Origin of the sequence: Bacilliculturomica massiliensis (assembly GCF_900605495.1) — a bacterium.
GTDB classification, from domain to species: Bacteria; Bacillota; Clostridia; order Peptostreptococcales; family Anaerovoracaceae; genus Bacilliculturomica; species Bacilliculturomica massiliensis.
In genome coordinates this window covers 55,728-81,139 of record NZ_LR027603.1, presented here as the reverse complement: position 1 = coordinate 81,139, position 25,412 = coordinate 55,728, and the positions used below count along the sequence as shown (strand labels likewise).

General features: G+C 54.3%; 21 protein-coding genes and 2 riboswitches. Of the genes, 20 read left to right on the top strand and 1 reads right to left on the bottom strand.

The features are described 5' to 3' along the window. The first annotated feature begins 115 nt into the window (after positions 1-115). The 19 genes from E0E37_RS10055 (at position 116) to E0E37_RS09970 (ending at position 21,462) form a co-directional block, all read left to right on the top strand. Positions 116-532 carry a PadR family transcriptional regulator gene (locus E0E37_RS10055; protein ID WP_330548571.1) on the top strand — a complete coding sequence of 139 codons (417 nt, stop codon included), beginning with the start codon at positions 116-118 and terminating at the stop codon, positions 530-532. Further along, positions 525-1,247, top strand: a complete 723-nt coding sequence (locus E0E37_RS10050) for a hypothetical protein (RefSeq protein ID WP_130862925.1) — start codon at positions 525-527, stop codon at positions 1,245-1,247. Before E0E37_RS10055 ends, E0E37_RS10050 begins: the two co-directional genes overlap by 8 nt. A gap of 94 nt (positions 1,248-1,341) precedes the next feature. Further along, positions 1,342-1,548: riboswitch (cobalamin riboswitch) on the top strand. A gap of 635 nt (positions 1,549-2,183) precedes the next feature. Further along, positions 2,184-4,913: a peptidoglycan DD-metalloendopeptidase family protein gene (locus tag E0E37_RS10045; RefSeq protein ID WP_130862924.1), complete on the top strand. Its 2,730-nt coding sequence runs from the start codon at positions 2,184-2,186 to the stop codon at positions 4,911-4,913. 49 nt (positions 4,914-4,962) lie between these two features. Next, positions 4,963-6,276, top strand: coding sequence for a hypothetical protein (locus E0E37_RS10040; RefSeq protein ID WP_130862923.1), 1,314 nt, complete (start codon positions 4,963-4,965; stop codon positions 6,274-6,276). A 558-nt stretch (positions 6,277-6,834) separates the two neighbouring features. Further along, entirely contained in the window at positions 6,835-7,569 is a 735-nt protein-coding gene (locus E0E37_RS10035; RefSeq protein WP_130862922.1) for a hypothetical protein, read from the top strand. A gap of 30 nt (positions 7,570-7,599) precedes the next feature. After that, positions 7,600-7,773, top strand: coding sequence for a DUF2292 domain-containing protein (locus E0E37_RS10030; RefSeq protein ID WP_130862921.1), 174 nt, complete (start codon positions 7,600-7,602; stop codon positions 7,771-7,773). Between the two features lie 37 nt (positions 7,774-7,810). Further along, positions 7,811-8,104: a hypothetical protein gene (locus E0E37_RS10025; protein WP_130862920.1), complete on the top strand. Its 294-nt coding sequence runs from the start codon at positions 7,811-7,813 to the stop codon at positions 8,102-8,104. Between the two features lie 81 nt (positions 8,105-8,185). Beyond that, positions 8,186-9,880 carry an S-layer homology domain-containing protein gene (locus E0E37_RS10020; protein ID WP_246019689.1) on the top strand — a complete coding sequence of 565 codons (1,695 nt, stop codon included), beginning with the start codon at positions 8,186-8,188 and terminating at the stop codon, positions 9,878-9,880. Positions 9,881-10,295: 415 nt separating this feature from the next. Beyond that, complete coding sequence (locus E0E37_RS10015) at positions 10,296-11,114, top strand: DUF4430 domain-containing protein (RefSeq protein ID WP_330548570.1); 819 nt, start codon at positions 10,296-10,298, stop codon at positions 11,112-11,114. Further along, a complete protein-coding gene (locus E0E37_RS10010) occupies positions 11,095-12,030 on the top strand; it encodes an energy-coupling factor transporter transmembrane component T (RefSeq protein WP_130862918.1) in 936 nt (311 codons plus the stop codon). The genes E0E37_RS10015 and E0E37_RS10010 overlap by 20 nt, the downstream gene beginning before the upstream one ends. Further along, on the top strand, positions 12,003-14,777 hold the full coding sequence (locus tag E0E37_RS10005; RefSeq protein ID WP_130862917.1) for an energy-coupling factor transporter ATPase: 2,775 nt from the start codon (positions 12,003-12,005) through the stop codon (positions 14,775-14,777). The genes E0E37_RS10010 and E0E37_RS10005 overlap by 28 nt, the downstream gene beginning before the upstream one ends. A gap of 100 nt (positions 14,778-14,877) precedes the next feature. Beyond that, positions 14,878-15,693, top strand: a complete 816-nt coding sequence (locus E0E37_RS10000) for a MerR family transcriptional regulator (protein ID WP_130862916.1) — start codon at positions 14,878-14,880, stop codon at positions 15,691-15,693. Between the two features lie 41 nt (positions 15,694-15,734). Continuing rightward, positions 15,735-15,979, top strand: a riboswitch (cobalamin riboswitch). Positions 15,980-16,104: 125 nt separating this feature from the next. Next, complete coding sequence (locus E0E37_RS09995) at positions 16,105-16,329, top strand: hypothetical protein (protein ID WP_130862915.1); 225 nt, start codon at positions 16,105-16,107, stop codon at positions 16,327-16,329. A 183-nt stretch (positions 16,330-16,512) separates the two neighbouring features. Next, a complete protein-coding gene (locus tag E0E37_RS09990; RefSeq protein WP_130862914.1) occupies positions 16,513-16,830 on the top strand; it encodes a cysteine-rich small domain-containing protein in 318 nt (105 codons plus the stop codon). Between the two features lie 63 nt (positions 16,831-16,893). Then, complete coding sequence (locus tag E0E37_RS09985; RefSeq protein ID WP_130862913.1) at positions 16,894-18,066, top strand: homing endonuclease associated repeat-containing protein; 1,173 nt, start codon at positions 16,894-16,896, stop codon at positions 18,064-18,066. A gap of 105 nt (positions 18,067-18,171) precedes the next feature. Next, a complete protein-coding gene (locus E0E37_RS09980) occupies positions 18,172-18,831 on the top strand; it encodes an enhanced serine sensitivity protein SseB C-terminal domain-containing protein (protein ID WP_165445316.1) in 660 nt (219 codons plus the stop codon). Positions 18,832-19,190: 359 nt separating this feature from the next. Further along, the gene (locus E0E37_RS18550) at positions 19,191-19,331 is read left to right on the top strand and encodes a hypothetical protein (RefSeq protein WP_165445315.1); all 141 of its coding nucleotides are present in this window, start codon (positions 19,191-19,193) and stop codon (positions 19,329-19,331) included. Positions 19,332-19,554: 223 nt separating this feature from the next. Beyond that, complete coding sequence (locus tag E0E37_RS09975; protein ID WP_130862911.1) at positions 19,555-20,124, top strand: DUF2284 domain-containing protein; 570 nt, start codon at positions 19,555-19,557, stop codon at positions 20,122-20,124. A gap of 99 nt (positions 20,125-20,223) precedes the next feature. Next, positions 20,224-21,462 carry a patatin-like phospholipase family protein gene (locus E0E37_RS09970; protein WP_165445314.1) on the top strand — a complete coding sequence of 413 codons (1,239 nt, stop codon included), beginning with the start codon at positions 20,224-20,226 and terminating at the stop codon, positions 21,460-21,462. Here E0E37_RS09970 and E0E37_RS09965 read toward each other — a convergent pair. Next, positions 21,459-23,219, bottom strand: a complete 1,761-nt coding sequence (locus tag E0E37_RS09965; RefSeq protein ID WP_130862909.1) for an amidohydrolase — start codon at positions 23,217-23,219, stop codon at positions 21,459-21,461. The two genes, E0E37_RS09970 and E0E37_RS09965, sit on opposite strands and share 4 nt — an antisense overlap. Positions 23,220-23,648: 429 nt before the next feature. Here E0E37_RS09965 and E0E37_RS09960 point away from each other — a divergent pair, with 429 nt between their 5' ends. Further along, positions 23,649-25,403, top strand: coding sequence for a putative DNA modification/repair radical SAM protein (locus E0E37_RS09960; protein ID WP_130862908.1), 1,755 nt, complete (start codon positions 23,649-23,651; stop codon positions 25,401-25,403). Positions 25,404-25,412: the final 9 nt, after the last annotated feature.

Genomic DNA, 25,412 nt, shown 5'->3' with positions numbered 1-25,412 from the left:
TAGTCAAGGTACTTTGCATTGCAATGTAGATAGGCGGTGCCGTGCAGAACATGCGTACGGCTGAGACTTATAGACGCGGCAGTCAAAGATCCGTTGAAACTTCCGGAAGGACAAAATGGGATGGGAAAAGCTGAGGGGGAAGAATGGGATGATACCGTCACAGATGCTGAAGGGAACGTTAGAAGGCTGCATTCTGAAAGTCATTGGCAGGTCTGAGACTTATGGATATGAGATAACCCAACAGCTGCGGCAATATGGATTCTCAGAGATCGCAGAGGGAACGATCTATCCGCTGCTGCTGCGGCTGGAGAAGAACGGTCTGATCTCGGCTCAGTACCGGCAGTCGGCGCTGGGGCCCAAACGAAAATATTTTTCACTCACGGATAAGGGAATCGAGGAACTGCGGTGCTTTTCCAAAAGCTGGATGGAACTGGAAAATGCCGTGAATCAGGTCATGAACAGCGACCGTCCCTCGCCGCCGGCGCCGGGAAGCCGGACCGAAGAGATCAGAGGAGGAAACAGGGATGAATAAAAGAGTGAAGGAACTGAACCGTTTGAACAATGAGATGGATGGAAAGCTGAATGAGGAAAACAGGACGGCTATGACAGATATGGTCTGCTATATCCGGGTCGCGGGCATCTCGGAAAACCGGCAGGAAGAGGTGCGGAACGATCTTCTTTCCATGACGCTGGACGCGCAGGAGAGAGGGGAAAGCCTGCGGGAGATCGCCGGGGGCGATCTGCAGGGCTTTTGTGACCAGATCATCGCCAGTCTGCCGCCGGCCGGCGTCGGGGAGCGCGTTCTTGAAGCGCTGGATACGCTGGTGCTGTGTACGGCGGTACTGGGGGCGGTAAAGCTGGCGCTCTCCCCGGAGACCTATTACCTGATCAGAGCGCTGGTCACAGGCAGTAGGCCGGAACTCAGCATCGTCATCACACTGGGGGATCTGCTGCAGTACGCGGCGGTGACGGCTGCGGCCTGCGGCATTGTGTTGTACATTGCCAAAAACGCCTTCAGCCTGCCGGGCGGCAGAATGGACGGGAAGGAGAAAAGCAGGAAAAAAATTTTGAGACGGTTTGGGATCGGCTGCGGCGCTGCCCTTCTGATGGCGCTGGTGTTACTCGTCTCCGCCAGGCTGGACCACTATACGATCGTCTCGGTCAACATGCTGGGTTTTCTGTGTATAGTGGCGCTGATGTTTGCAGTCCACAAGATATTGAATATGAGGGAAGTCAAAGAAAATTAGAAATTTGCTTTCGGGGGTTGACGGCGGCACAGGATGCTGATAATATAAAAGCTGTCAGGCGGCAGTCGTCTTTTGCGGACCGACCGCCGGCCAATTGAATATGATCGGTTTATGTTCTGTCGGGAGATCCCCGGCAGCTAAGAGGGAAGCAGGTTCAAGTCCTGCGCGGTCCCGCCGCTGTAAGTGTGGAGTTTTCGTTCAAGATAGGGAACAACCCGTCAGCCACTGAATCTATTTCGGGAAGGCGAACAGAAAATGAGGATACACGAGCCAGAAGACCTGCATAATGCCATGTTACACCAACGGGGATTTTTGGTGATGTAACGGAAACAGAATAACAGTAAATACGGACTGTGGCCTTTGGCCACAGTTTTTTGTTTCTCATCTCTGCAGCTGAAAGCGAGCTTTCGGCTGCCGCGGTCACGTATCGCGGACTGATCCCGGGATCAGACAGTACGATCCCAGTATGTTGGCTGAAATTGCCTTTTCATCCGCAGGGGCTTTTCGGCGCAGAAATTGCGCTGTGTCCGAAAAGTCCCTGCTCCTTCAAAACAAAGGGAAAGGCGTTCCTATTTCACAGCGGAAGGGATTTGAAAGAGGATGTGGTATTGTGTTTTCTGAGAGAATGATCTTGCTGTGGAATGCTCCACAGCTTTTTTTGTGTCGAAAATTATGGTTCTGATATTCCATGTGTTTCAAAAGTTTTTACCCTGTGAAAGTTAGTGCCGATAAAATACGCAGGACAAATGGTTGTTGCAGCTCTGAGCAGCAGAGAGATGAAAATAGGTTGATGTATAGCAGTAAAGGAGAACTGAGAGAATGTTGAAAAAGCATATGAGAAAGATTTTGGCGGCAGCGCTGTCACTTTCCATGGTACTCAGTATGAGCGGAGCAGCCTTCGCTTCTACGAATTGGCACACCTACTAGGGGAATGAGATGCACAACGGGCTGGTGACAGATGCCACGCCGACGGGGAGTCTTGATGAGTTGAAGCTGACGCTTCCTAACAATGGATCCGGATGGGACGGCATCAATGCGGCGCCGGTGATGGAGACTACTGCTGACGGAACGTTCGCTTATGTACTGTATGACGGATATACGGTCAGCGGCGATGCCGGCGGCGGTCGTCTAGCTAAAGTGAATTGTATGACGGGTGAGTTGGTCTGGAACATACAGCTTAGCCAGACCAGTGGGTTCCAGCTGTCCACGCCGTATCTGGACACGACAGCCGGGGCTATTTATGTAGGGACTACCGAGTACAATCGGATGACGGATAACGGCAATTTACGCGGCGTGGTCGGTTCCATTACAAAGGTAACAGGGCTCGACGATACGCCCACGACCCAGTGGACCTACAGCCTGCCCGACAACAATCAGATCAACACACCTATCGTAAAGATCGGTGAATATTTGTATTTCGGGACCTGGTCTGCTAATTCGGGAACATACTATCAGGCACATCTCGACAGCCAGACTGGAGAAATCGATGAACTTCTGCCATACAATCCGGACAACGGCGGTTTCTACTGGGCAGGCGCTGTGGTGAGCGGCGATTATGTCTATTTCGGCGGCGACGGTGGGTACCTGTATGCTCAGCCAGTAGGCAGCGGCTTCGGCTCGTCTGCTGATCCTGTCAATCTGAATACAGTGGATGGGAATCTCAGTGCCGGAAATGTCCGCAGTACCATTTCACTGGTAGACGATTCACTGTATTTTACCAGTCAGGGCGGTTATCTGTGGTGTTTTGATCATAACAACGGGAATCCGGTGTTTAATTGGAAGGCAAGTCTGGCGGCCACATCAACATCTACCCCCACCGTTACGTCTACCGACATCTATGTAGGCTACTACAGCGGGTTTGACACGGGAGGCATCCAGAAGATAAACAGGTCAACGCACGCTGTGACTACTGTGGCGACTCCGGGACCGATACAGGGTTCTGTGCTGGTGTATCAAGCAGATGATGCAGATTATTTGTATGTAAATACTAATTCAGCAACCGGCGCAGGTTACTGCTACGATGCCTCGGGCGCACAGAAATGGGCCACTTCCAGCGGCACCTATGCTCTGCAGGGCATGGCCGCCAGCAATGGCTATATCGTATTTGGAAACGACTATGATCAGCTCTATATAATCAGTGACGAAGGCCGCATTGTTGTACCTTCCGCAGAGATACCAGACAACTCAGACGAGTTGAAATGGCCCGCCGATTCCCAGGAGGTGACACTTTGGTATGGAGAGCTGGACGACCAGTGCGCCGTATTTAATCAGGGAATCAGCATACAGGGCCCGTTAAACAGCAGCGTATACTCGGTCTGCGACGGAGTGGTGGCGTATAAAGGATACTCAAAGGCGTACGGATATGTACTGTACATAGACTTTAAATATAATGGAAATTACATGCAGGCGCGCTACGGCAACTTGCAGGGACCTTCTTCAATGCGTGTGGGAGAAGCGGTCAGCAGGGGTCAGGTGATCGGGAAAATGGCTCCGGACCCGGAGCAGGCCATGAGCCAATCGGGAAAGGGAGCAATGGCGCTGGATATTGGGATGTCGAACAATGAACGGCCCTGTCAGGCGAGCGGAAGCAATATAGCCTGGGCGGGTCCGATTCCCTATCTGGAGAGCCGGCAGGAAGAAAATACAGAATATTTGACAAAACCAATGGCGACAGTGCGGGATACCAGCGGACTGGATTACAACATATCTGAAGATGCGGCGTTCTCCCCGGCTACGAGGGGTACGATATCGGAGCTGGAAAAGGACAGACGTTTCCGCCGCAACAAGGATCTGCAGCGGGGGGAAGGGTATCTGCGGAAGGTGGTTCTGGACGTAGCCAAGCAGCTGGACAACGGCGCCACCAATGAGAATCTGGAGGAGAAAAAGTACCTCGTTTACAATGTGACCAAAGGAGCCGCGGAGGTGAACATTATGGGAAGGAAACGAGAATACAGCATTGCCAAGGGCAACGCCCGCATTCAGAACAGCCGAATGATCGTGGACAAGGCGGCAGTCTATCGGGATCTGTATATAGGCCAGCACGGAATCTATTCCCCTGTGGTGCCCGCAGCGAAGGAAGTGGGAGCCAGCGCCAGACTGGCCAGCGCCAGAGCGAATTATTTGTATAATGAAGCGAATATCAGTATTCCAGGCGATGGGAAGGTAGGTGGCTATGTAAACGGACAGCAATCCACTCGATCTGCGATTTATTATATGCACTATGGTTCGCGGGAGATGAATTATAACGGGTGTGAGATCATTGCAATGTACAATGCACTGATTGCTTTGGAAAACAAACATAAAATGAATACCATAGCCAATTGGGGTCAATTAAACGCGCTGTTTGCTCAGGGCGAGCTGGGAACGTGCTGGTGGAAGGCGGACGACTTTTTCAAAAAATTGAAATATAATGCAGTTGAGTACAAGGCGTCTACATTGAGCCAATGGGACGCAAAGATACAGGCCTGCGATGTGGCGATCATTTCCTATTGGAATAACACCATTGGACCTGTTGTCAATCCCTTTGATGGCCTTCATTCAATAGCTGTGGTGAAGAATGCGGAAGGAGGGTTTACTGCGTATAATCGAGATACAAGATCGCGATCATCAAAGGACTATGCTTCTATTCAGGCCATGGTAGATGAGATTCGAGAAGAAGCGGGCTGAGATATACGATTTGAGATGTTGCTGACAATTAATCGCTAGGGGGAGGAACATGAAAAAACAACGATTGTTGAAAAAGTGTTTGATTATTTTTATTCCAGTGTTGCTAGTGGTGTTGCTCATATATCTGTATGCGGGACTCAGCCCCGGACCAAATGGACTGACCTTATTGCTCTTTAGGGAAGGGCTGATGCGACAGGATGGAAACGCGGTATGGGTTTCAGAAGATGAAGATTTTTATTTTTATGAAAGCGATGCGGATCGCGAATGTTCATATGGAAGAATCTTTTATAATGGGGAAGTGATTGAAATTCAATTTCGGCATGACCGCAGCAGACTTGGACCGTTTTGGGTTGAAAGATATGATTCTGATGAAGCATTCACAGGAACAGAGGACATTCTATTTAATGGAAGATGTCGTTTTCATATATTTGACAAAGATACGCTTACATTTAAATGCAATAACTTTGATACGCCGAACGGTCAGACAAAGGTAGAAATAAAGATGCACCGCCGCGACGCAGAAGAATGGAAAAGAGAGATGGAAGCAGACCCCCGCTGGGGAGGGCCGGAGCCGGACATTGGGCCAGGTTTACCCACGTATGATAGAGACGAGGATGCGGTGTGGGTTTCGGAGGATGATACCATGTATTTTTATGAACGAACTGGAATGCCGCGGCCTGACGGAGAGATTAAGCGAGCCGGGATGGTGGCGGAGTTCGATTTTGATACTGTAAATCGGATATTTTTTTCCTATGCGGAAGGGGGGAATTATAGTCACGACACGTTCTTCACAGCCATCTACCGGATCAGCGGAGAAAACGATGACGTCCTCACACTGACGAGCTGTTCAGGTATTCTGGCGGGAGCAGAGCCTGTGGTATTTCACAAAAAGAATGTGGAGGAATGGGAGAAGGGAGAGGGGATATCGCTTCTGGGTCCGCCGCTGGGGTTGCGGGAAAATGTGGCCTGGGTATCGGAGGACGAGAATATGTTCTTTTATGAAAAAAGTGAAGGAAAACCAGACTATTTCGGAAAGATAAAATATAACGCAGCGGATACGAATGACATATATGATACGTTTGAGATGGCGGAACGCAATGTCTTCTGTCCTTACACCTATCGCATGTTGTTTAGCTATCGATATGACCCGGAGAATCCGAAGGAGGTCCGGGTGGATCCCCAAAACATCAGGCCAACTTCAAGCGAGCCCGGAAGGCCCAATTATGTATTCAGGTACCGGATCAGCCCGGACGGCGAGACACTGACCTTGGAAAACAGAAGCAGGTATGAGGACGAGTGGAAGATCAAGGTGCTGCACAAGGTGAACGCCGACGAGTGGAGGGCTGAGACGGGAACGGATTAGAGGACGGGAATGGGCATGAAAAAACAACGATTGATGAAAAAGTGTTTGATTATTTTTATTCCAGTGTTTCTGGTAGTATTGCTCATATATCTGTATGCGGGACTCAGCCCCGGACCAAATGGGCTGACCTTACTACTCTTTAGGGAAGGGCTGATGCGGCTGGATAAAAATGCAGTATGGGTTTCAGAAGATGAAGATTTTTATTTTTATGAAAGCGATGCGGATCGCAGATGTACGTATGGAAGAATCATTTATAATGGGGAAGTAATCGAAATTCGATTTGGGCATGGCAATAGACTTGGACCATTTTGGGTTGAAAGATATGATTCTGATGAAGCATTTACAGGAACAGAGGACAATCTATTTAATGGAAGATGTCGTTTTCATATATTTGACAAAGATACGCTTACATTTAAATGCAATAACTTTGATACGCCGAACGGTCAGACAAAGGTAGAAATAAAGATGCACCGCCGCGCCGCAGATGAATGGAAAAGAGAGATGGAAGCAGACCCCCGCTGGGGCGGACCGGAACCAGATATCGGACCGGAGATTGATTTGCAGTACAAAGAAGCCAAGAGCACCGTATGGGTCGCGGAGGATGACAGCATGTATTTCTATATGCTGACTGAAACGCCGCGTTTGGATGGGGAGATCAGACGAAACGGGGAACAGGAAGAGTTTTATTTTAGGACTTCAAATCGGATGTTTATGGCATATTCGGGTAAAGAAAGGGATGATACCGATCCGCTGTTCACGGCCATATACCGGATCGGCGGCGAAAACGTCGACGTCCTCACGCTGACGAGCTGTTCGGGTATTCTGGCGGGAGAGGAGCCTGTGGTGTTCCGCAAAAAGAACGTGGAGGAATGGGAGAAGGGAGAGGGGATATCGCTTCTGGGGCCGCCGCTGGGACTGCGGGAAAATGTGGTCTGGGTATCGGAGAACGGAGACATGCACTTCTACGAGAAGAGTGAGGGGAAACCGGACTACTATGGCTGTACAGAGGAGGGATGGGGGACTTATGTTTTCTGTCCCTATGCTTACCGCATGCTGTTTGGCTATCGATATGATCCGGAGAATCCGAAGGAGATCCAGATAGATCCGCAAAACACCTATCCGACGTCAAGATGGGCAGGCAGACCAGACTATGCATTTCGATACCGGATCAGCCCGGACGGCGAGACACTGACCTTGGAAAACAGAAGCAGGTATGAGGACGAGTGGAAGATCAAGGTGCTGCACAAGGTGAACGCGGACGAGTGGAGGGCTGAGACGGGAACCGGGATATAACAGAAGATCACAGGGAAGGGAAGGGTTTTAATGGAGAACACGACGGCGAGAGCGGCCGGAATAAAAAAAGCCGGAGGGCTGGATGAACGGGAGCAGAAGCTGCTGGAAATTATCCGGGACGTAGGTTTTGGAGAGCTGAAGGTGATCATTAACGACGGGAGACCCGTGCGTATCGAAGAGATGAAAAAAAGCATCAAGCTGTAGAAGGCGGCGGCTGCTGCGCCGCGGAAAGGAGTCAAATATGAATGTTAAGTGGTTTAAAGATCCGGACAACATCGTCTATGCGGAGGTCAGTGATTTTATCCCCAATTTTGCGAAAGAGACAGGCATTGCGGATCTTGCAGAAAAGATAGACAGCTTCCGCAGGGAGCCCTCGGCGGGCGGGGCGACGCTGACCGGAAAACGCCGGACCAGCGTGAAACTCTTCATCCCCGATCTTGTTTTCGACGAACATCTGGATATGGGCGAAAATGTGTGGATGTATCTGGGTGAGAATTATCCATGTTACTGCTTATATGAAAATCGGGATGAATAGCCTGGCGGCAGAAAAGCGGGCAGCAGGTCTCCGCGGCGATGCACACGGCGGCCCAGCGGGGAAAAGTGAAGGAGAAGTGCGATGAACAAAAGAATGAAACGGTTATTGGCTGTCTTTCTGACAGCGGTGCTGGTGGTTTGCGCCGTACCGGCAGCCGCCTTTGCAGACGGTACCGCCGCGGGGCTGGGAGCAGAAGTGGACGCTGCGGCAGAAGCAGCGCTGCTGGACACGGCGGATTATCTGTACAAAACAGTCAAAACTCCGCAGGTGGGTTCGATCGGCGGAGAGTGGGCCGTGCTGGGATTGGCCAGAAGCGGATACGATAAGGTGACGCCGCAGTACTACAGCAATTATTATTCGACGGTGGAAGCGTATGTCAGGGCCTGCGCCGGCGTTCTCCACGAAAAAAAATACACGGAATACAGCAGGCTTATCGTAGCTTTGACGTCGATAGGAAAAGACCCGCGAAATGTGGCTGGCTACGACCTGCTGACGCCTCTGGGGGATTTTGAAAAGACCATCTGGCAGGGGATCAACGGCCCCATCTGGGCGCTGATCGCTCTGGATTCCAGAGATTATCCCATGCCGGAGAACAGGCAGGCCACCGTACAGGCCACCCGGGAAATGTATGTGGATGAGATCCTGCGCAGGCAGCTTCCGGACGGCGGGTTTTCTCTCTTCGGAGGCAGCGCATCGGCGGGGGACAGAGAGGTCGCGGACCCTGATATAACGGGTATGGCGCTGCAGGCTCTCGCCAAGTATCAGGAAAGAGAAGACGTAAAAAAAGTGACGCGGGAAGCTCTGGCCTGCCTTTCCAGGCTGCAGGATAAGAACGGCGGATTCTCCAGCTGGGGCAGCGCCAATTCGGAGAGCGTGGTGCAGGTGATCGTCGCACTGACGGAGCTTGGCATTCCGCTGGATGACAGCCGCTTTGTGAAGAACGGAAAGACCATGGTCGACAATTTGCTTACTTTTTATGTGAAAGGATCCGGATTTCTGCATGCGCAGGACGGAGACGGCAGCAATCTCATGGCTACGGAGCAGGCGTTTTACGGTCTGGCGGCCATACGGCGGGCTACTGAGGGCAAGAACAGTCTCTACCGCATGGGCGATGCGGCAGATCTGGCATCCGCAGCCGGAGGAAGCGCCGCCGCGGGGAAAGGTCTGGAGGGTAAAAATGCCGACGTGAAGGCCCGAGATATTACGGCGCCGGGAAAAACCTACGAAGACATTTCTGCTCACGTCAATCAGCCGGCGGTGGAGGCGCTGGCGTCCAGGGGGATCATCAGCGGATACGACGACGGAACGTTTCGGCCTGAAGCGACGATGACGCGGGCGGAATTTGCGGCCATCGTGGTAAACGCCCTGGGATTGACTCCGAAGGCCAACGGTAAATTCTCAGATGTGGCGCAGTCCGAATGGTATGCGCCCTATATCGGGACTGCTGCAGATTACGGCGTCGTCAGCGGCACGTCCGCTGCCACCTTTGACCCGGAGGGCGCGATCACCAGGCAGGAGGCCGCCTGCATGACGGCCAACGCAGCGAAGCTCTGCGGCATGGATACGGCGATGACAGAGTCGGAGGCGCGGGACATTATATCTCAGTTTTCGGACTACGTAAAAAGCGAGGAATGGGCGAGGCCCGCTCTGGGTTTCTGCTATAAAGAAGATATCCTCTCCCAGTCGGATCTGACGATCGAACCGTTAAAAGCGATTAAACGATGCGAGATCGCTGAAATGTTGTATCGGATGCTGGGAACGGCGCGGCTGCTGTAAGACTGGGAGGACGGAAAGCTGACTTCAAAAGGCGGTATTGAAATAAAATCGGCGCGGAAGATCCGTTTTTCCGCGCCGTTCTGTCATATGCAGGACTGACGCTCACGGACAGATATGGAGCGTCTGTTGTTTCGAGACTGCGGGATGCGCCGTGAAATATAACGGTGAGGAGGGCGCGGTCTATCCCGAAGGAGCACTGTGGATAAAATAAAGGAGTCAATTTGATATGAAATTTAAAGTAACGAAAGGAAAGATAACGGCGGCTGTGATCATCGTTCTGGTTCTGGTGGTTTCCTTTGTTCTGTCCCTTATACACAACCAAGTGTGTATAAGAGACAGTGCTCACACTTACGGGCTGTTCAGGTATTCTGGCGGGGGCAGGGGCTGTGGTGTTTTCCAAAAAGGATGTGGAGGGATGGGGGAAGGGCGTGGGCTGACGGCGGGGGCTTCTGTGACGCCGGGGGCGCTGGGGGCGCTGGGAGATGAGGACGGCGACGGTGCAGACGGCGTCACGGGGCCGGCAGTGGCCTCCGGACCGGCAGCGACGACTTCCGAGAGCGTGGTAAAACCGACGCCCGCGGGTATTGAGAGCCGTCCCGGCGGCGTCGAGGGCGGTCTGACGGCGGAGGAAAAGCTGAAGCTGGCCGCCTCCATGGGAGGTTCTTCGCCCAACGTGGAAAAAGGATCGGAGTCCTATTCGGCAGAACAGGGTATGGAGATCAATGCCAGCACAGGGAAGGATCAATATCTTACAGATCCGGTGCCGGAAGGAAAGCCGGTGCCGGTGGAACCGCAAAATGCAGCGGTCAGCGATAAAAAGATGACATGTACGCTATCTGTCCGGTGCGATTCCATACTGAACAATATGGACTGGCTGGACCCTGAGAAAGTCGAACTGGTCCCGGCTGACGGCGTAATTTTTGCATCGCAGAAGGTGACCTTCTACGAGGGGGAAAGCGTGTTCAACCTGCTGCAGAGGGAGATGAAAAACAACAAGATACATATGGAGTTTGTGAACACGCCCATCTACAACAGCGCTTATATCGAAGGGATCAATAACCTGTACGAGTTTGACTGCGGCGAGCTGTCCGGGTGGATGTACAAAGTCAACGGCTGGTTCCCCAACTATGGATGCAGCCGGTATCAATTGAAGGAAGGCGACGTGGTGGAGTGGGTCTATACCTGCGACCTGGGAAGAGATGTAGGAGGGTACTATGCCACGGGAGGCGAGTAAAACAGGATGGGGCGGCGCGGCCAGGGAGGGCGGAGCCTTTGCCGGTTACCACCCTGCGGTCAATTTCCTGTACTTCGCCTTCGTGCTGATCGCCTCTATGTTTTTTATGCATCCTGTGTGCCTGGGCATTTCCCTGTGCTGCGCGTTTCTCTATTCCATTCTGCTTTCCGGAAAACGCGCGGTCCGGTTCAATTTTATTTATATGATCCCCATGATGCTGGTGGCGGCGCTGGTCAATCCTGCTTTTAATCACGAGGGGGCTACGATCCTGACGTACCTGCGGTCGGGAAATCCTCTGACGCTGGAGTCTATTTTATACGGCTTTGCGGCGGCTGTCATGATGATCAGCGTCATTTGCTGGTTTTCCTGCTACAATGCGGTGATGACTTCGGACAAGTTCATCTATCTGTTTGGCCGGGTGATCCCGGCCCTTTCCCTGATCCTCTCTATGGCCCTGCGCTTTGTGCCCCGTTTCAAAGCCCAGATCAAAGTCATTTCAAACGCTCAGCGCTGTGTGGGCAGGGATGTGTCAAACGGGAGCATATTGCAGAGGGCAAGGCACGGGCTGACGATCCTGTCTATCATGATCACATGGGCGCTGGAAAACGCCATTGAGACGGCGGATTCCATGCGGAGCAGAGGATATGGGCTGCCGGGACGCACGGCATTTTCGATCTTTCGTTTTGACCGGCGGGATAAGATCGCGCTGGCGGTGATCGGAGGGCTGGGGCTTTATGTATTTGCCGGAGCTGCGATGGGCGGATTATATTGGAGGTATTTCCCCACGACCAAAGGAGCGTTTACGGGAATTTACAGCATCAGTTTGTTTTCAGCTTATGGCGGGCTGTGTCTGACGCCCGCAGTGATCGAATTGGAGGAGACCCGGAAGTGGAAACTTTTAAGATCGAACATTTGAATTTCGCCTATCCGGGAAAGGAAGAACCGGCGCTGAGGGATATTTGTCTCGTTGTAGGACAGGGAGAATTCGTCACTCTCTGCGGAAAGTCAGGCTGCGGAAAATCTACGCTGCTGCGCCATCTGAAGCCAGTCCTGACGCCGCACGGCCGCTGCAGCGGCGATATCTTCTTTGAAGGACGTCTGCTGACCCAGCTTACGGAGCGAGATCAGGCGGAGAAGATCGGCTTTGTGCTGCAGAGCCCGGATAACCAGATCGTGACGGATAAAGTGTGGCACGAATTGGCCTTTGGGCTGGAAAGCCTGGGTATGGACACCCCCGCCATACGGCTTCGGGTAGCGGAAATGGCCAGCTTTTTCGGAATACAGACGTGGTTCCACAAGAATGTGGCGGAGCTTTCCGGCGGCCAGAAGCAGCTTTTAAATCTGGCTTCCGTTATGGTCATGCAGCCTTCTGTACTGATCTTGGACGAGCCTACCAGTCAGCTTGACCCCATTGCGGCGGCAGACTTTCTGGAGACGATCGCCAAAATAAATCGGGAGCTGGGAACCACGATCCTTCTGACGGAGCATCGCCTGGAGGACGCCCTGCCCCTGTCGGACCGCGCTGTAGTCATGGACCGGGGGGCAATATTGACTGACGGCAGCCCTCAGGAGGCCGGGCGCCTGCTGAAGGAAAAGAAACACCACATGTTTCTGGCCATGCCCACGCCTATGCGGGTATACGCGGGAGTAGAGAGCAGCCTGCCCTGCCCGGTCACGGTGAGGGACGGCCGGCAGTGGCTGACGAAGGTAGCCGCGGAGAAGACGCTGGACAGAAAAGCAATACCGCCGGCGGATACCGGGAGGGCGGACCTATGCGGAGAAACGCCGGTCATCCAGCTTTCCGAGGTCTGGTTCCGGTACGAAGAGGGTCTGCCCGACGTGCTCAAGGGGCTGTCCATGAACGTAGGCCGGGGAGAGCTTTATGCCATCGTGGGGGGGAACGGTACCGGCAAGACCACAAGCATCTCTGTAATGACCGGGCTGCTGCGCCCCTGGAGAGGTAAGGTCAGGATAAAAGGAAAGGAAATATTTTCGGACGCGGACGGGAAAAACGGACTGTACGGAGGGATATTGGGTATCCTGCCGCAGAATCCACAGGCGCTGTTTGTGAAAAAAACAGTGGAGGCGGATCTGGCGGAAATGCTTTCGGGACATATGTACTCCAGGGAAGAACGGCGCCGCAGGATCGAAGACGTCACGGCGCTCTGCGAACTGGAAGAACTGCTGTCCATGCACCCCTATGATCTGTCCGGGGGGGAACAGCAGAGAGCGGCGCTGGCAAAGGTACTGCTTCTGGAGCCGGAGATCCTGGTTCTCGACGAGCCGACCAAAGGGCTGGACGCCCACTTTAAACAGAAGCTGGCGCATATTCTGGACCGGCTGCGTCAAAAGGGCGTCACCGTGGTCATGGTAAGCCACGACATCGAATTCTGCGCGCGGTACGCTGATCGGTGCGCCATGTTTTTCGACGGGTCGATCACCGGTGAAGACTGTCCACGCCGCTTTTTTTCGGGAAAAAGCTTCTATACTACGTCGGCTAACCGCATGGCCCGCACATTGCTTCCTGAGGCGGTTCTGGCCGAAGATATCATAGGGGCCTGCGGCGGAGAGGTCTATCAGGCCGGCGATACAGAGGTGAATTTCGAATGGGAAATACCGGCGCGGGAGACCCAGGAGCCCCGGAACACAGGACCGGAGGCAGAAAGCTGGACCGGGTCACCAGAAGAGGAGGGGGAGCCTGCTGAAATAGAGAAGGCGGACGGGCTGCAGGTCTCTGCCTTTGAGCGAAAGCGGCTGTCGCCTATGCGGATCCTTTCAGGGATTTTCTTTGCGGGCGCGTTTATCGCCACATTCCTTCTGCTCAAAGACCGCTGGCCGGACTGGCGGGATTACGCGGTCCAGTTCACAATGATGGTGGAACTGGGAGGCTGTCTTGCATCGCTGCTTCCGGGAAAGGAACTGGACGCGCCTGTTCACATTGTGCAGACGCCGCGTGAAAAACGAAAATTGTCCAGGCGAACCATCGCCGGCTCTTTTATGATCTTACTAGCCATACCGCTGACGCTCTACGTGGGGGTCTTTTATCTGGAAGACAGGAAATACTATTTTATCAGCATGCTGATCCTTCTGGAGACCATGCTGCCCTTTGCAATGGTATTTGAAGACAGGAGACCGCAGGCGCGGGAGCTCATCGTTATTTCAGTGCTGGCAGCCATCGGAGTGGCGGGCCGGGCGGCTTTTTTCATGCTGCCGCAATTCAAGCCGGTATTGGCGGTCGTAATACTGGCGGGAGTCTGCTTCGGAGGTGAGGCGGGATTTCTGGTGGGAGCGGTGACCATGTTCGTCTCGAACATGATGTTTTCACAAGGACCGTGGACGCCCTGGCAGATGTTCAGCGCCGGGATCATCGGGTTTCTGGCAGGCATACTGTTTCGCAAGGGTTTTTTGCGGAAACGCAGGAGTTCTCTGTGCATATTCGGTCTGCTGAGCGCGTTTTTTATCTACGGGATCATCATGGATTCCGCCAGCGCTCTGATGTGGCAGTCAAAGCCCACCTGGCCCGTTTTCCTGATCTACTATGCCCAGGGACTCCCCTTCAACATTATTCATGGGATCGCCACGGTCTTTTTCCTGTGGTTCATCTCCGGACCCATCATCGAAAAGCTGGATCGGATCAAAGTGAAATACGGGCTGGTTGAGTAAATAAAAAAATTGAAATCACCTGTTGACTCTGCCCCAGGGTCAGGCTTTATACTGAAGACAGATCCGGATCAGATAGACAATTACCATACGGAGGGCAGATATGTTAAGTATCGGACAGTTTTCAAAAGTTTGCATGGTCAGCGTCAAAACGCTGCATCACTACGACAGGATCGGACTGATCCATCCCTGGGAGGTGGACAGATATTCCGGTTACAGGTATTACGACGAGTCGCAGATACCACGGATGCTTTTGATCGGCAGACTGAAGCGGTACGGTTTTTCACTTGCGGAGATCCGCGGACTGCTCTCTGAGGGCAGAGAAAGAGCGCTCTTTTCAAAATTAAAGGATCAGGAGCGGGAGCTGGGCAGACACATATCAGAGACGTCGCTGATATTGGCGGAGCTGCAGCAGCATCTGCGGGATTTTGAGAGGACAGGTGATATCATGAGTTATCAGAACAATTATGCGGTTGCGTTGGAGGAGACAACGGATCGGCCGATCCTTTCCAGCCGTCAGAAGATGAGCGTGGAGGATTTCGGAAAGTACTACGGAAAATTATTTGAACAGGTGGCCAGGGAACAGATCGTGACGGACAGAGCGGTGATGGCTATCTATCACGACGAAGAATTCAGTCAGGAGTGCAACGACACAGAGACGGCGCTGGGGCTGGCGGAAACATCGAAGGACTGCGCCACGAGAATTCTTAAGGGGGGTCTCTGCGCCGTGACGATGCACTATGGAGGGTATTCGGGACTGCCGGACGCCTACGGCGCTCTGGTGCAGTGGATCAACGAGAACGGATATGAAACGGCGGACAGTCCCTATGAGATCTATCTGAAGACACAGTTTGACGATCTTCCGGCAGACCAGTGGGAAACTAAGATCTTTTTCCCCATCCGAAAAAGCCGGGGGTAAAGGCCTTGACTGTCCCCCTGCAGGCTGGTAAGATAAAAGATGAAAATAATAAACGACAGGCGTTCCCCTGAGACTGGCATCAGTTTCTGGGGCTAAGAGGGAATCCGGTGAGAATCCGGAGCGGACCCGCCACTGTAAGTGGGGAGTCTTCCTTTCAAAACAGCGGTGAAAACTGCGGTAAGCCACTGAACAAAAAACCACCGGTCTCAGTCCGGCTGCGTTCGGGAAGGCGAGAGGAAGACTGTGAGCCACGAGTCAGGAGACCTGCGCTGTCGTCATCTTTATTGCCACGGGGAAAAGGCGCAGGTAAGAGATGAAATCTTTTATGATGCAGGAATACGGACTGCGGTATCTGACGATGCCGCAGTTTTTTGTTTCCACCGGGCTTTCAGGGAATGGAGGTCAAGGAAAATGTGTCTGAATCACAAGTATTACAGAGATGGAAGCCGTCCGCGGATGGACGACGATGAACAGTATGTGCGCGGGCTGCAGGAAGGGATCGATATCGGGCTGATGCGCGGCATTGAGAAGGGGCTGGAAAAGGGAGCGGAGGCCAAAGCGGGCATGGTGAGACAGAAGCTGCAGGCCAGGGGCTTCGGCGCGGATTTTATCCGTGAGATCGTGGGTGATCTGTGATATAATAACCACAATGTGGTTATTATACAGATTCTGTGCGCGGCGGACGCCATGCGCGGATTATATCATGACGGCCTGCGGCCGATCACGATATAATAACCACAATGTGGTTATTATATAGATTCTGTGCGCGGCGGACGCGGCGGTATTGAAAACGAAGCAATAAAATAAGGAGGATATAAAATGGGCAGAGAAAAAAATGAGGGATCGGAAAGCTGGAGAGGGAAACACTATTCCTTTTACAACCATAAAGAATGCGAGTTTTTCCCATGTCATAAGACAGATCACCCGGATGAGTTCAATTGTCTGTTTTGCTATTGTCCGCTGTATGCGCTCAAGGATAAGTGCGGAGGGAACTTCAAATACACGGAGAAAGGGATCAAGGACTGCAGCAACTGCATGGTCCCCCACAAAAAAGACAATTATGGATATATCATGAGCAAATACGGCGAGATCATCGAGGTGACCAAACTGGACGGGGAGCAGGACGAACAGGACTGAAGCGGCGCAACCGGCGCAACCGGCGGCCGCTCCCCAGGGCAAAGATACAGGGGACAGAATAATTTGGATAAAGAGAAACAGAAAAAAACCAGCCAGGATCAGAGAGGACGTGGAAAGCGTCAGACAGCGGCCTCCGGAGACCGGGGAAACGACGGGGCGGCAGTGGAAAGATACAGAACGATGCTGAAGGAAGCTGCAAAGCAGGCGGAGGCGGCGGGAAATATGGATCTGGGAAGCGGCCCGGATTCCGACTGGGCAAAGATATTCAGTACGGGGGAGACGGCGGGAAAGCTGCTGTACGGCAGCTTTTCCAACGAGGAGCTGTTGGATCTGCTGCGGGCGCGCACCGGTGAACTGGGCCATGTGCCGGCGCAGAAAGAGGTGTTCTGGGTCTATCGAAATTATCTGCGGCTGCGGTTTGACAAGTGGCCTTACGCTCTGAAAAAAGCCGGGCTTTCCACGAAAGCCGGAAAGGGCGGCATGACTGTGGAGAAGATGCAGGAGCGCAGCCGCAGATACGATGAATTGATGGATATCGTACGTACCAGGGCGAAGGAACTGGGCCGACCTCCACATATGTTTGAACTGGCAGAGATCCAGGGAGAACTGAAGGGGTGGTTTACCACCTGGGCCGAAGTTCTGGACGCGGCGGGCATCGACCGGACGTGGCAGAGAAAAGAGACGCTGTACAAAGTCAGGGACCTGAACGAGAATGAACGGCAGCTGCTGGACCGTCTGGAGAAGATGGCCCGCAGGCTCAACCGGGCTCCCCTTCGCAGCGAAGTGCCCGACGAAATGCGAAAAACACTCACCCGGCGGTTCGGTACCTGGAGAAACACGCTGTACCAGATCGGACTGGAACCTGTTTCAAAACTCTCCCCCTTTGGAAATACCTATCTGAATCGTGGAAAGGAACAGCAGAAAAAGCATAAGGACGTGCTGGAAAACAGCATTTACAAGCTGGTGGATCCGGACGAGGAAACGCAGGCCATGCTGGCGGAGGTCCGGGAGATCGCCCGGCGGCTGGGCAGGGCGCCTCTCAAGAGCGAGCTGCCTTCGCGCACCTACTCCGTTCTGATCAAGAAATGCAGTACATACCGCAATCTGCTGCATCAGGTAGACCTGGAGCCACTGTCGAAAAGCCAGGCCGTACAGGTCCAGGTCAAGCTGAGAGAGCAGAATAAGGGCAGGGGAAACCCTGCGGGCAAAACCAGGCCGCAGGATCAAAAAAGTTGAGACCGGTATGGGATAGAGTATAGGAAAAGGACCAGAACGCCAGTGCGGACCGGCTTTTGTGAATTTTTCATGGCCGGAAAGCCGGCAAAAGGGAGGAACCACCGGATGGAGTATAAAGTCAAACTTACGAATCGGAACTATCTGGTGCCGGTCTCGGGACAGAACAGACTGGCGCTGATGAACACAGGGGACGGAAAACAGTTTCTCATCGCCTGCACCTGCCAGGAAGAATTTGAAAAACTGGGGTTAAAAGACGCCCGCCCCGAGCTTTTTTCCTATGAACGATTGAAGGGGATCGTGATAGACGACGGGGAACATCTCAGCGGCATCGTCGTCGACCCTCTGGGAAAACGGATCATTTTAAATCAGGAATCCATTGAAAAGATAGACAAATTGAGCCAGGGAATGTCGGTGCGCCGCACCGCCCACAAGGGTACGGTCCGGGTCTGGCAGCCGAAGGCTTATCCGGCAGGCATGCAGGAGACTGCGGAAGCGTATTTCAGCCGGCTTGCGGCGGTCCGCGCGGCCTGGATGTTTTATCTGCAGGGCGAGGGTGAAGAAAAGCCGCACTGGGTCATGCTGCTGGATTTCACAGGCGACAGGAAAGTGATCTTCCCCGGCGTGGCCAGGATGATGAAGCCTTTTATGAAGCCGGGAGAGAAATTTGAGCTGATGGAGGCGGCGGGGGAGCTGGGGGAGCACGCCAGGAAAAAAGGCGTGCCGCTGTACGCGGAGAAAATTGGAAAGGTCCCTCCGCTGAATTGAGAGGCGTTTTGCATGTCGACGTTTGTCGGATTTGCTCGGAAAAATCCCCGGCGAAGGGGTTGTTTTAGACGCCGATCCCTGATATCATGATTATGTAAGCAAAAAGAGACAGCAGAGAAGCTGTGACATTACATGTTGCAGTTTTTTTAATGCACAAAAAAGGAGGTGGAGGCTGTGGCTGAGTTTGCGAAAAACCGAATTGTCATACCACAGGCGGCTTCCCACGGAAGCGCCGAGAGCGAAGGAGCGAACTAACTGTACAGGCTGGATAAAAGATGTAAATGAAAACGCGCTGATCAAGAAGCGCTCATATAGAAAGACCATCAGGTATAGCGACAGAGAATCAGGGAGGAATAAAAATGAGAAACTTTTATGAATATATTTCGGAAATATCCAGAGAGAAGCAGGCCAGACTGATGAAGACCTGGACACAGGCGCCGGAGCACAGCTATCGCTGGGAGGACGTGGTGAAGGAAGCGCTGGAGACTTACGAAAAATAAGTAAGGACCAGGCGGCCAGCTAAGGGAACGGGAGACGCGCGGAGCAGGACTTTTGCGCCTCTCCCGTTTTTCATATGGAGACGGAGCTATCGCTGATGGGCGAAAGACTCCGGGCAAGGGGAAAGTAACGGCGCAGACGTTGCAATCCACCGGCGGTCAGGGTACAATGACTGCATAGGAGATCGCCGGCGGGGAGTCCGGCGGGTACGAGACGGGAGGCATTATGGACGGACGATATGAGTTGGAGCGGATGGAAGCGGAGATGACGGTGGAGGAGCTGCTCTCACAGTATTACGACGCGGAATATTTTGAAACATTCTGCAGGAAATGCCGGAATTACGGCAGGCTGTGGTCCTGCCCGCCCTATGATTTCGAGCCGGGCAAATACCTGAAAAATTACGGCAGTCTGAGGATCCTCTGCACGAAGATCAGGCTCAGCGATGAATGGAGAGAAGAGATCATCACGCCGGAAAGCATGGAGGAGGCGATGGAGTCCATCATCGCTCAGGTCAAGTCGGACACAGACCGGAGACTTCTGGATGAGGAAAGAGAGCAGGCGGGACGGCGTATGTTGTCTTCCGGCGGATGCCGCCTCTGCACCAGATGCGCAAGAGAAGCGGGCATGCCCTGCAGGCAGAGGGGCAAAATGCGCTATTCTCTGGAATCCCTGGGCTGCGACGTGACGCGGCTGGTGAAGGACAAGCTGGGGATCGAGCTTTTGTGGGCGAAGGACAGGCTGCCGGAGTATCTGGTCCTTGTAAACGGTATGTTGATCCAGCACAGGAGTGAATAATCCGCGGGGATCGTGCAGTATAATAATGTAGCTTCAGTCAAAGGGCACCTATGGCTGAGGCGAACAGGCGGCAGCCTTGAAAGGCAGGGGGAAAACGCGGTGGGATACAGAGAGAAAAAGGAAGAAAAAACGAAAAGCAGAGAAGGAGGCAGGGAGATAAAAAAGGAAGAACGGGGGGAACGATCGGCCCTGGTGCTTTCCGGAGGCGGCTCGCGGGGAGCTTACCAGATCGGAGTCTGGCAGGCGCTTCTGGAGATGGGCATTCCCATCGACCTGGTGGCGGGGACCTCCACAGGGGCTATCAACGGCGCAGTAATCGCGCAGGACGGGGGACGGGGCGAACTGCTGGAGGACGCCTGCAGCGTCTGGCGGGAGCTGGAGACGGACAAGGTCTTCGATTTTTCAGATGTGCTGAAAAACGGCGGGGGCTGTTATACAGATTTTAAAAAGCTGTTGGAGGAACTGCTGGACGAGGAAAAAATACGCCGGTCAGAAATACAGCTGGGGATCGTTACGGTGGAATTTCCTTCCATGGAACCCCGATATCTTTGGATCGAGGACATTCCGGAGGGCAGGCTCATCGACTATGTGCTGGCCAGCGCTTCCTGTTTTCCGGCGATACAGAGCTATGAGATCGGCGACAGCCGGTTCATCGACGGCGGTTACTCGGATAACATGCCCGTGGGAATGGCTTTGGACCGGGGCGCGTCCCACGTGATCGCCGTAAATCTGGACGCGGTGGGCGTGACAAAGAAAGAGAAACTGGAAGATGCAAAACAAAGTCTGATGATCCAGTCCCATTGGGATCTGGGAAACTGGCTGCGCTTCGACCGGGCCAACTCCCGCCGGATCCTGCGGCTGGGTTATCTGGACGCCATGAAGGCCTGCGGCGCGTACGACGGCGAATTATACTGCTTTATCAAAGGTCAGATGGATAAACGGCATCTGCGGGGCGCGGAACAGGCCGCCGCCATCTTTGAGCTGGATCCCGGCCTGATCTACGGCGCTGAAGTGTTTCACAGAGCGTTGGCAGAGGCGCTGGCAGCCTACGCGGACAGTGAGAAAAAGGAGATCGAGGCGGTTGAGAAGGGATTGGACAACGGACCGCTGGGGGCGGTGCTGGGGAAGAGCTCTCTGGCCAAGAATGCACTGAACGGCTTCCTCACCAATCTGGCGAAACTGCCGCCGGTCAACTCAAAGACGCTGCTGATCCTGTTGGCCCGACATCTGAAGGGGGCCGACGTCAAACGCAGTCTCCTCATGTCGCGCCCGGCGCTGGCGCTGTTTTCCAAAGAGATCGGCGGCGCCTATTATCTGGTGCGCTCCGGGCTGGTTTAGCGCTGGATGGACGGCTGCTGGACCGCCTTCCTGGCTAGAACGGACGACTGCCGGCGCGGTCCAGAAAATTGTATAAAAAAAGAAGAACCGCCTGTCTGCGGCCTGGAAAAGGGCCGCAGACAGGCGGTTTTGTTTTTGTTTTTTTTTGCCCGGCGGGAGACGGGAAAGCCGTCGATAAAAGTTTTGTTGACCTTCACCTGGTCGATCTCCTCCGCGGGGATGGCCAGTATGTCTCTGTCGAGGATGATAAAATCAGCCCGGTAGCCTTCCTTCAGCATGCCCACGTCTTCAAAGCCCAGCATGGGAGCGGCCTTGGCGGTATAGAGACGGAGGGCGGTCTCTATGTCCACTCTGTGCTCCTGGCCGCAGTCCGTTCCGTCGTATGCGACGCGCGTCACAGCGCCTTTCAGGCAGGGGAAGGGATCGGAGGGCGTAGCCCAGGCTGTGGCCGGAGCGTCGGTGGAAAAGCTGAGATTGATCCCGGCTTTGATCATGTCCCGGATGGGGTAGTTTTCCTTCGTCCACTGCGGTCCCAGATTGGTCAGGTAGCTCTCGATCTCGGCGTAGAGGAAAATGGGCTGGGTCACGAAAGCGATGCCGGAGGAAGCGGCCCGTTCAATGGCCTGAGCCGTGGGCATGGCTACGTGTTCGATCCGCACATAGGGCGTGCCCTCCCTCGTCCAGCTCTCTTCCTGCCATGCGGCGTCCACCGCGCGGTCGATGGTCCTGGCGCCCATGGCGTGAATGGAAAGCTGACACTTGTTTTTCTTGCAGAAGGCGATGGCTTCCTGAATATCCTCCGGCGTACATACAGGCATTCCGCAGTCGCTGTCGCTTCCCAGATAGGGGCGGTCGCACCAGGCTGTGCGGCCCGACACGCTGCCGTCGCCGATGAGCTTGATCCCCGCGGCGCGGGTGCGGTTCTGCGGATCGGCTTTTTCGGCAGGGATCGAAAATCCGTCTATGTTTTTGTATGCGTCCCACATATAGTACATTCCTACCCGGGGAAGGAAGCCCTTCTCTCTTGCCGCCTCGTACACCGCATAATAATCGGTGCCGTCCATGGTGAGATTTCCCATGTCGGCGATGGTGGTCACGCCCTGAGATAAAAGCATCTCGTTCATGTCCGCCAGGTTGCGGACTGTCTGCTCGATGGTGATCTCAGGCATGACGGCGGTGACCAGATTTCTGGCATTTTCCCGCAGAACGCCTGTGGGCTCGCCGGACTCGTCCCGGTCGATCTTTCCGCCTGCGGGATCCGGTGTGTTTCTGTCGATGCCCGCCAGTTCGAGGGCCTTGCTGTTGACACAGCGAACGTGGCCGCAGGTGCGGATGATGGATACGGGAACGTCCGCGGCGCCCTTGTCAAGATCGTAGCGGTTGGGGGCCCTGTGCTCCGCCAGCTTTCCCTCGTCGTAGCCCCAGCCTTCGATCCAGCGGTCCGGCCCCTGGGACGCCCGCACTTTGGCGATCTCGTCTGTGAGCTCTGCGATGGAGTGGATCACCGGAGGCAGGCAGGAGATCTGCTTGTATGTGTCGGCGAGCATGATGGGGTGCATATGACTGTCGACAAAACCGGGGAGCACGCGGCGCCCTTCAAGATCCACCGTGGTCTCACCGGCGGTATCCAGATCCCGCGCATCTCCGATCCAGGCTACGCGTCCATCCTTTACCGCAAAGGCGTCGGCGGAGGGGCGCTGTTCGTCCGCCGTAAAGATTTTGCCATTTATAAAGATCCTGTCGTATTTCGTGCTCATGATAAACCTCCTCCTGGCGGCAGGGACAGCCGCCGGCTATCTATACTTTAATGATCCTGCGGGCCCCAGGGGACCACACAGCTAATTTATAATATATAGCAAAATTTATGCCATTACAAGAACTGACAAATAAGCAGGAAAATCAGGTGATTTTGCGCCCAAATTGACGCTTTCGACTCCTGACGGCCCCTTTTGGTCTCCGCCGGATGTGAACTGATTTTTACGTATGTAAAAAATAATTGACACTTATACGCGCCTGCTGTTGAACGTTTGTTCTCCATAAGGTATAATAAGAACGAATGTTCCTGCTGCTTTCTGGCGGCGGGGCTGGAAGGGGCCGGACGTCCGGATGTTAGGTAGACGGGTGAAAAGAGACGGCCGCAGGATAGGGAGAAGAGACAGAAACGGGAAAATAAGGCGGGGAAAAGCATGAGCAATCTTTCAGAAGCGATGAAAAAGCTGACCATACTGGCGGAAAGCGCCAAGTTCGACGTGTCCTGTTCCAGCAGCGGCGCGGACAGAAGAAATAAAGGAAGTCTGGGCAGCGCGGCGAAGGAAGGCATCTGCCATTCCTGGTCGGCGGACGGCCGTTGTATATCGCTGCTGAAGATACTCTTTACCAACAAATGCGAATTTGACTGCGCTTACTGCGTGAACCGGCGCAGCGCGGAGGTGGAGCGGGCCAGTTTTTCGCCTCGGGAACTGGCGGATCTGACCATCGAGTTTTACCGCAGAAATTATATCGAAGGCCTGTTTCTCAGCTCGGCGGTGGAAGTATCTCCCGATCATACGGCGGAGCGGATCCTGGAAGCGCTGGGGATCCTTCGGCATGAATACGGCTTCTGCGGGTATATCCACGCGAAGATCATACCCGGCGTCAGTCCGGAGCTGGTGGAGCGCATCGGCTATCTGGCGGACCGGCTCAGCGTGAACGTGGAGGTCCCCACCAGAGAGAGCCTCGCCCTGTTGGCGCCCCAGAAAAAAGCGGAAAAGATCTTTGCGCCCATGAAGCAGATAACAGGAACGATGATCGAACAGAAAACGGTGGTGGGCGCGGGAAACCGCTTTTCCCGGCTGCGCTGGCGGGAAGGCGACGAAGCCCGCGCGGTGGAGGAAAAGAAAAAGGCAAAGCGGTTTCAGCAGGGCGACCTATCCTACCTGTCGCCGCCGCCGGAGACGTGGGCGGACGAAAGGCGGATGGCGGGGGAAGGCGGACTGCTGGACGCGGCGGGGCTGCCGCTAGCCGTCAGGGAAAAGAGCGGGGGAAAGGGGTACCGGGAAAAATTTGCGCCGGCAGGCCAGACCACGCAGATGATCATCGGAGCTACGCCGGAAAGCGACCGGCAGATCATCAAGACCTCAGAGAGGATCTACAGGACCTTTTTTATGAAACGAGTCTATTTCAGCGCCTACGTGCCGGTGGTGCAGTCCCCCATCCTGCCCGGCCTGTTCACCGCGCCGCCGCTGACCAGGGAGCACAGGCTCTACCAGGCGGACTGGCTCATGCGCTTTTACGGCTTTACAGCCGATGAAATACTGGACGACGACCATCCGAACTTCGATCTGGAGGTAGATCCGAAGGTGGACTGGGCCCTGCGGAACATTCATTTGTTTCCCATCGAGATCAACAGGGCTTCCATGGAGGAGATCCTGCGGATCCCAGGCGTCGGCAACATTTCGGCGGCCCGCATCGTCAGACAGCGCCGCATGGCCGCCGTCAAATTTGAGGACCTGAAGAAAATGGGCGTGGTGGTGAAGCGGGCAAAATATTTTCTCACCTGCGGGGGGAAATATTACGGCGATTTCGATCTGGCTCCGGACCGGCTCCGGGGAAAACTGGCGGCGCCGGCCCCGGAGGATCTGTTTCGGATGCCGGCCCCGGATGGGGAGGGAAGCCCGGAAACGGAAGGGGCGAAAAAGAATGCAGGGGGCCGGAAGACCAGCGCAATTGCGGCGTTGGGGACCGAAGGGAGGGTGCGGCCGGGAGCGCTGTCGGCGGAAGCCGTACGGGCGAAGCTGCTGCCCCCGGAGACGGAGGTGCAGCTGTCCTTTTTCTCCCAGCCCGGCACATCTCAGCAGATCTCAGGTATGGCGGCGGACTCGGGAGACAGCGCGGCTCAGCCGCGGCTTGCCGCGGCGGCAGACCCGGAACCGGTCCGGGACGGCGCTGGGAAAAGTCGATAGAGCGGAGAC

Bases quoted from the DNA above. Each gene is read 5' to 3' on its own strand.
- E0E37_RS10055 (WP_330548571.1), top strand. From the start codon at position 116: ATGGGATGGGAAAAGCTGAGGGGGAAGAATGGGATGATACCGTCACAG.
- E0E37_RS10050 (WP_130862925.1), top strand. From the start codon at position 525: ATGAATAAAAGAGTGAAGGAACTGAACCGTTTGAACAATGAGATGGAT.
- E0E37_RS10045 (WP_130862924.1), top strand. From the start codon at position 2,184: ATGCACAACGGGCTGGTGACAGATGCCACGCCGACGGGGAGTCTTGAT.
- E0E37_RS10040 (WP_130862923.1), top strand. From the start codon at position 4,963: ATGAAAAAACAACGATTGTTGAAAAAGTGTTTGATTATTTTTATTCCA.
- E0E37_RS10030 (WP_130862921.1), top strand. From the start codon at position 7,600: ATGGAGAACACGACGGCGAGAGCGGCCGGAATAAAAAAAGCCGGAGGG.
- E0E37_RS10025 (WP_130862920.1), top strand. From the start codon at position 7,811: ATGAATGTTAAGTGGTTTAAAGATCCGGACAACATCGTCTATGCGGAG.
- E0E37_RS10020 (WP_246019689.1), top strand. From the start codon at position 8,186: ATGAACAAAAGAATGAAACGGTTATTGGCTGTCTTTCTGACAGCGGTG.
- E0E37_RS10015 (WP_330548570.1), top strand. From the start codon at position 10,296: ATGGGGGAAGGGCGTGGGCTGACGGCGGGGGCTTCTGTGACGCCGGGG.
- E0E37_RS10010 (WP_130862918.1), top strand. From the start codon at position 11,095: ATGCCACGGGAGGCGAGTAAAACAGGATGGGGCGGCGCGGCCAGGGAG.
- E0E37_RS10000 (WP_130862916.1), top strand. From the start codon at position 14,878: ATGTTAAGTATCGGACAGTTTTCAAAAGTTTGCATGGTCAGCGTCAAA.
- E0E37_RS09995 (WP_130862915.1), top strand. From the start codon at position 16,105: ATGTGTCTGAATCACAAGTATTACAGAGATGGAAGCCGTCCGCGGATG.
- E0E37_RS09990 (WP_130862914.1), top strand. From the start codon at position 16,513: ATGGGCAGAGAAAAAAATGAGGGATCGGAAAGCTGGAGAGGGAAACAC.
- E0E37_RS09980 (WP_165445316.1), top strand. From the start codon at position 18,172: ATGGAGTATAAAGTCAAACTTACGAATCGGAACTATCTGGTGCCGGTC.
- E0E37_RS18550 (WP_165445315.1), top strand. From the start codon at position 19,191: ATGAGAAACTTTTATGAATATATTTCGGAAATATCCAGAGAGAAGCAG.
- E0E37_RS09975 (WP_130862911.1), top strand. From the start codon at position 19,555: ATGGACGGACGATATGAGTTGGAGCGGATGGAAGCGGAGATGACGGTG.
- E0E37_RS09965 (WP_130862909.1), bottom strand. From the start codon at position 23,219: ATGAGCACGAAATACGACAGGATCTTTATAAATGGCAAAATCTTTACG.
- E0E37_RS09960 (WP_130862908.1), top strand. From the start codon at position 23,649: ATGAGCAATCTTTCAGAAGCGATGAAAAAGCTGACCATACTGGCGGAA.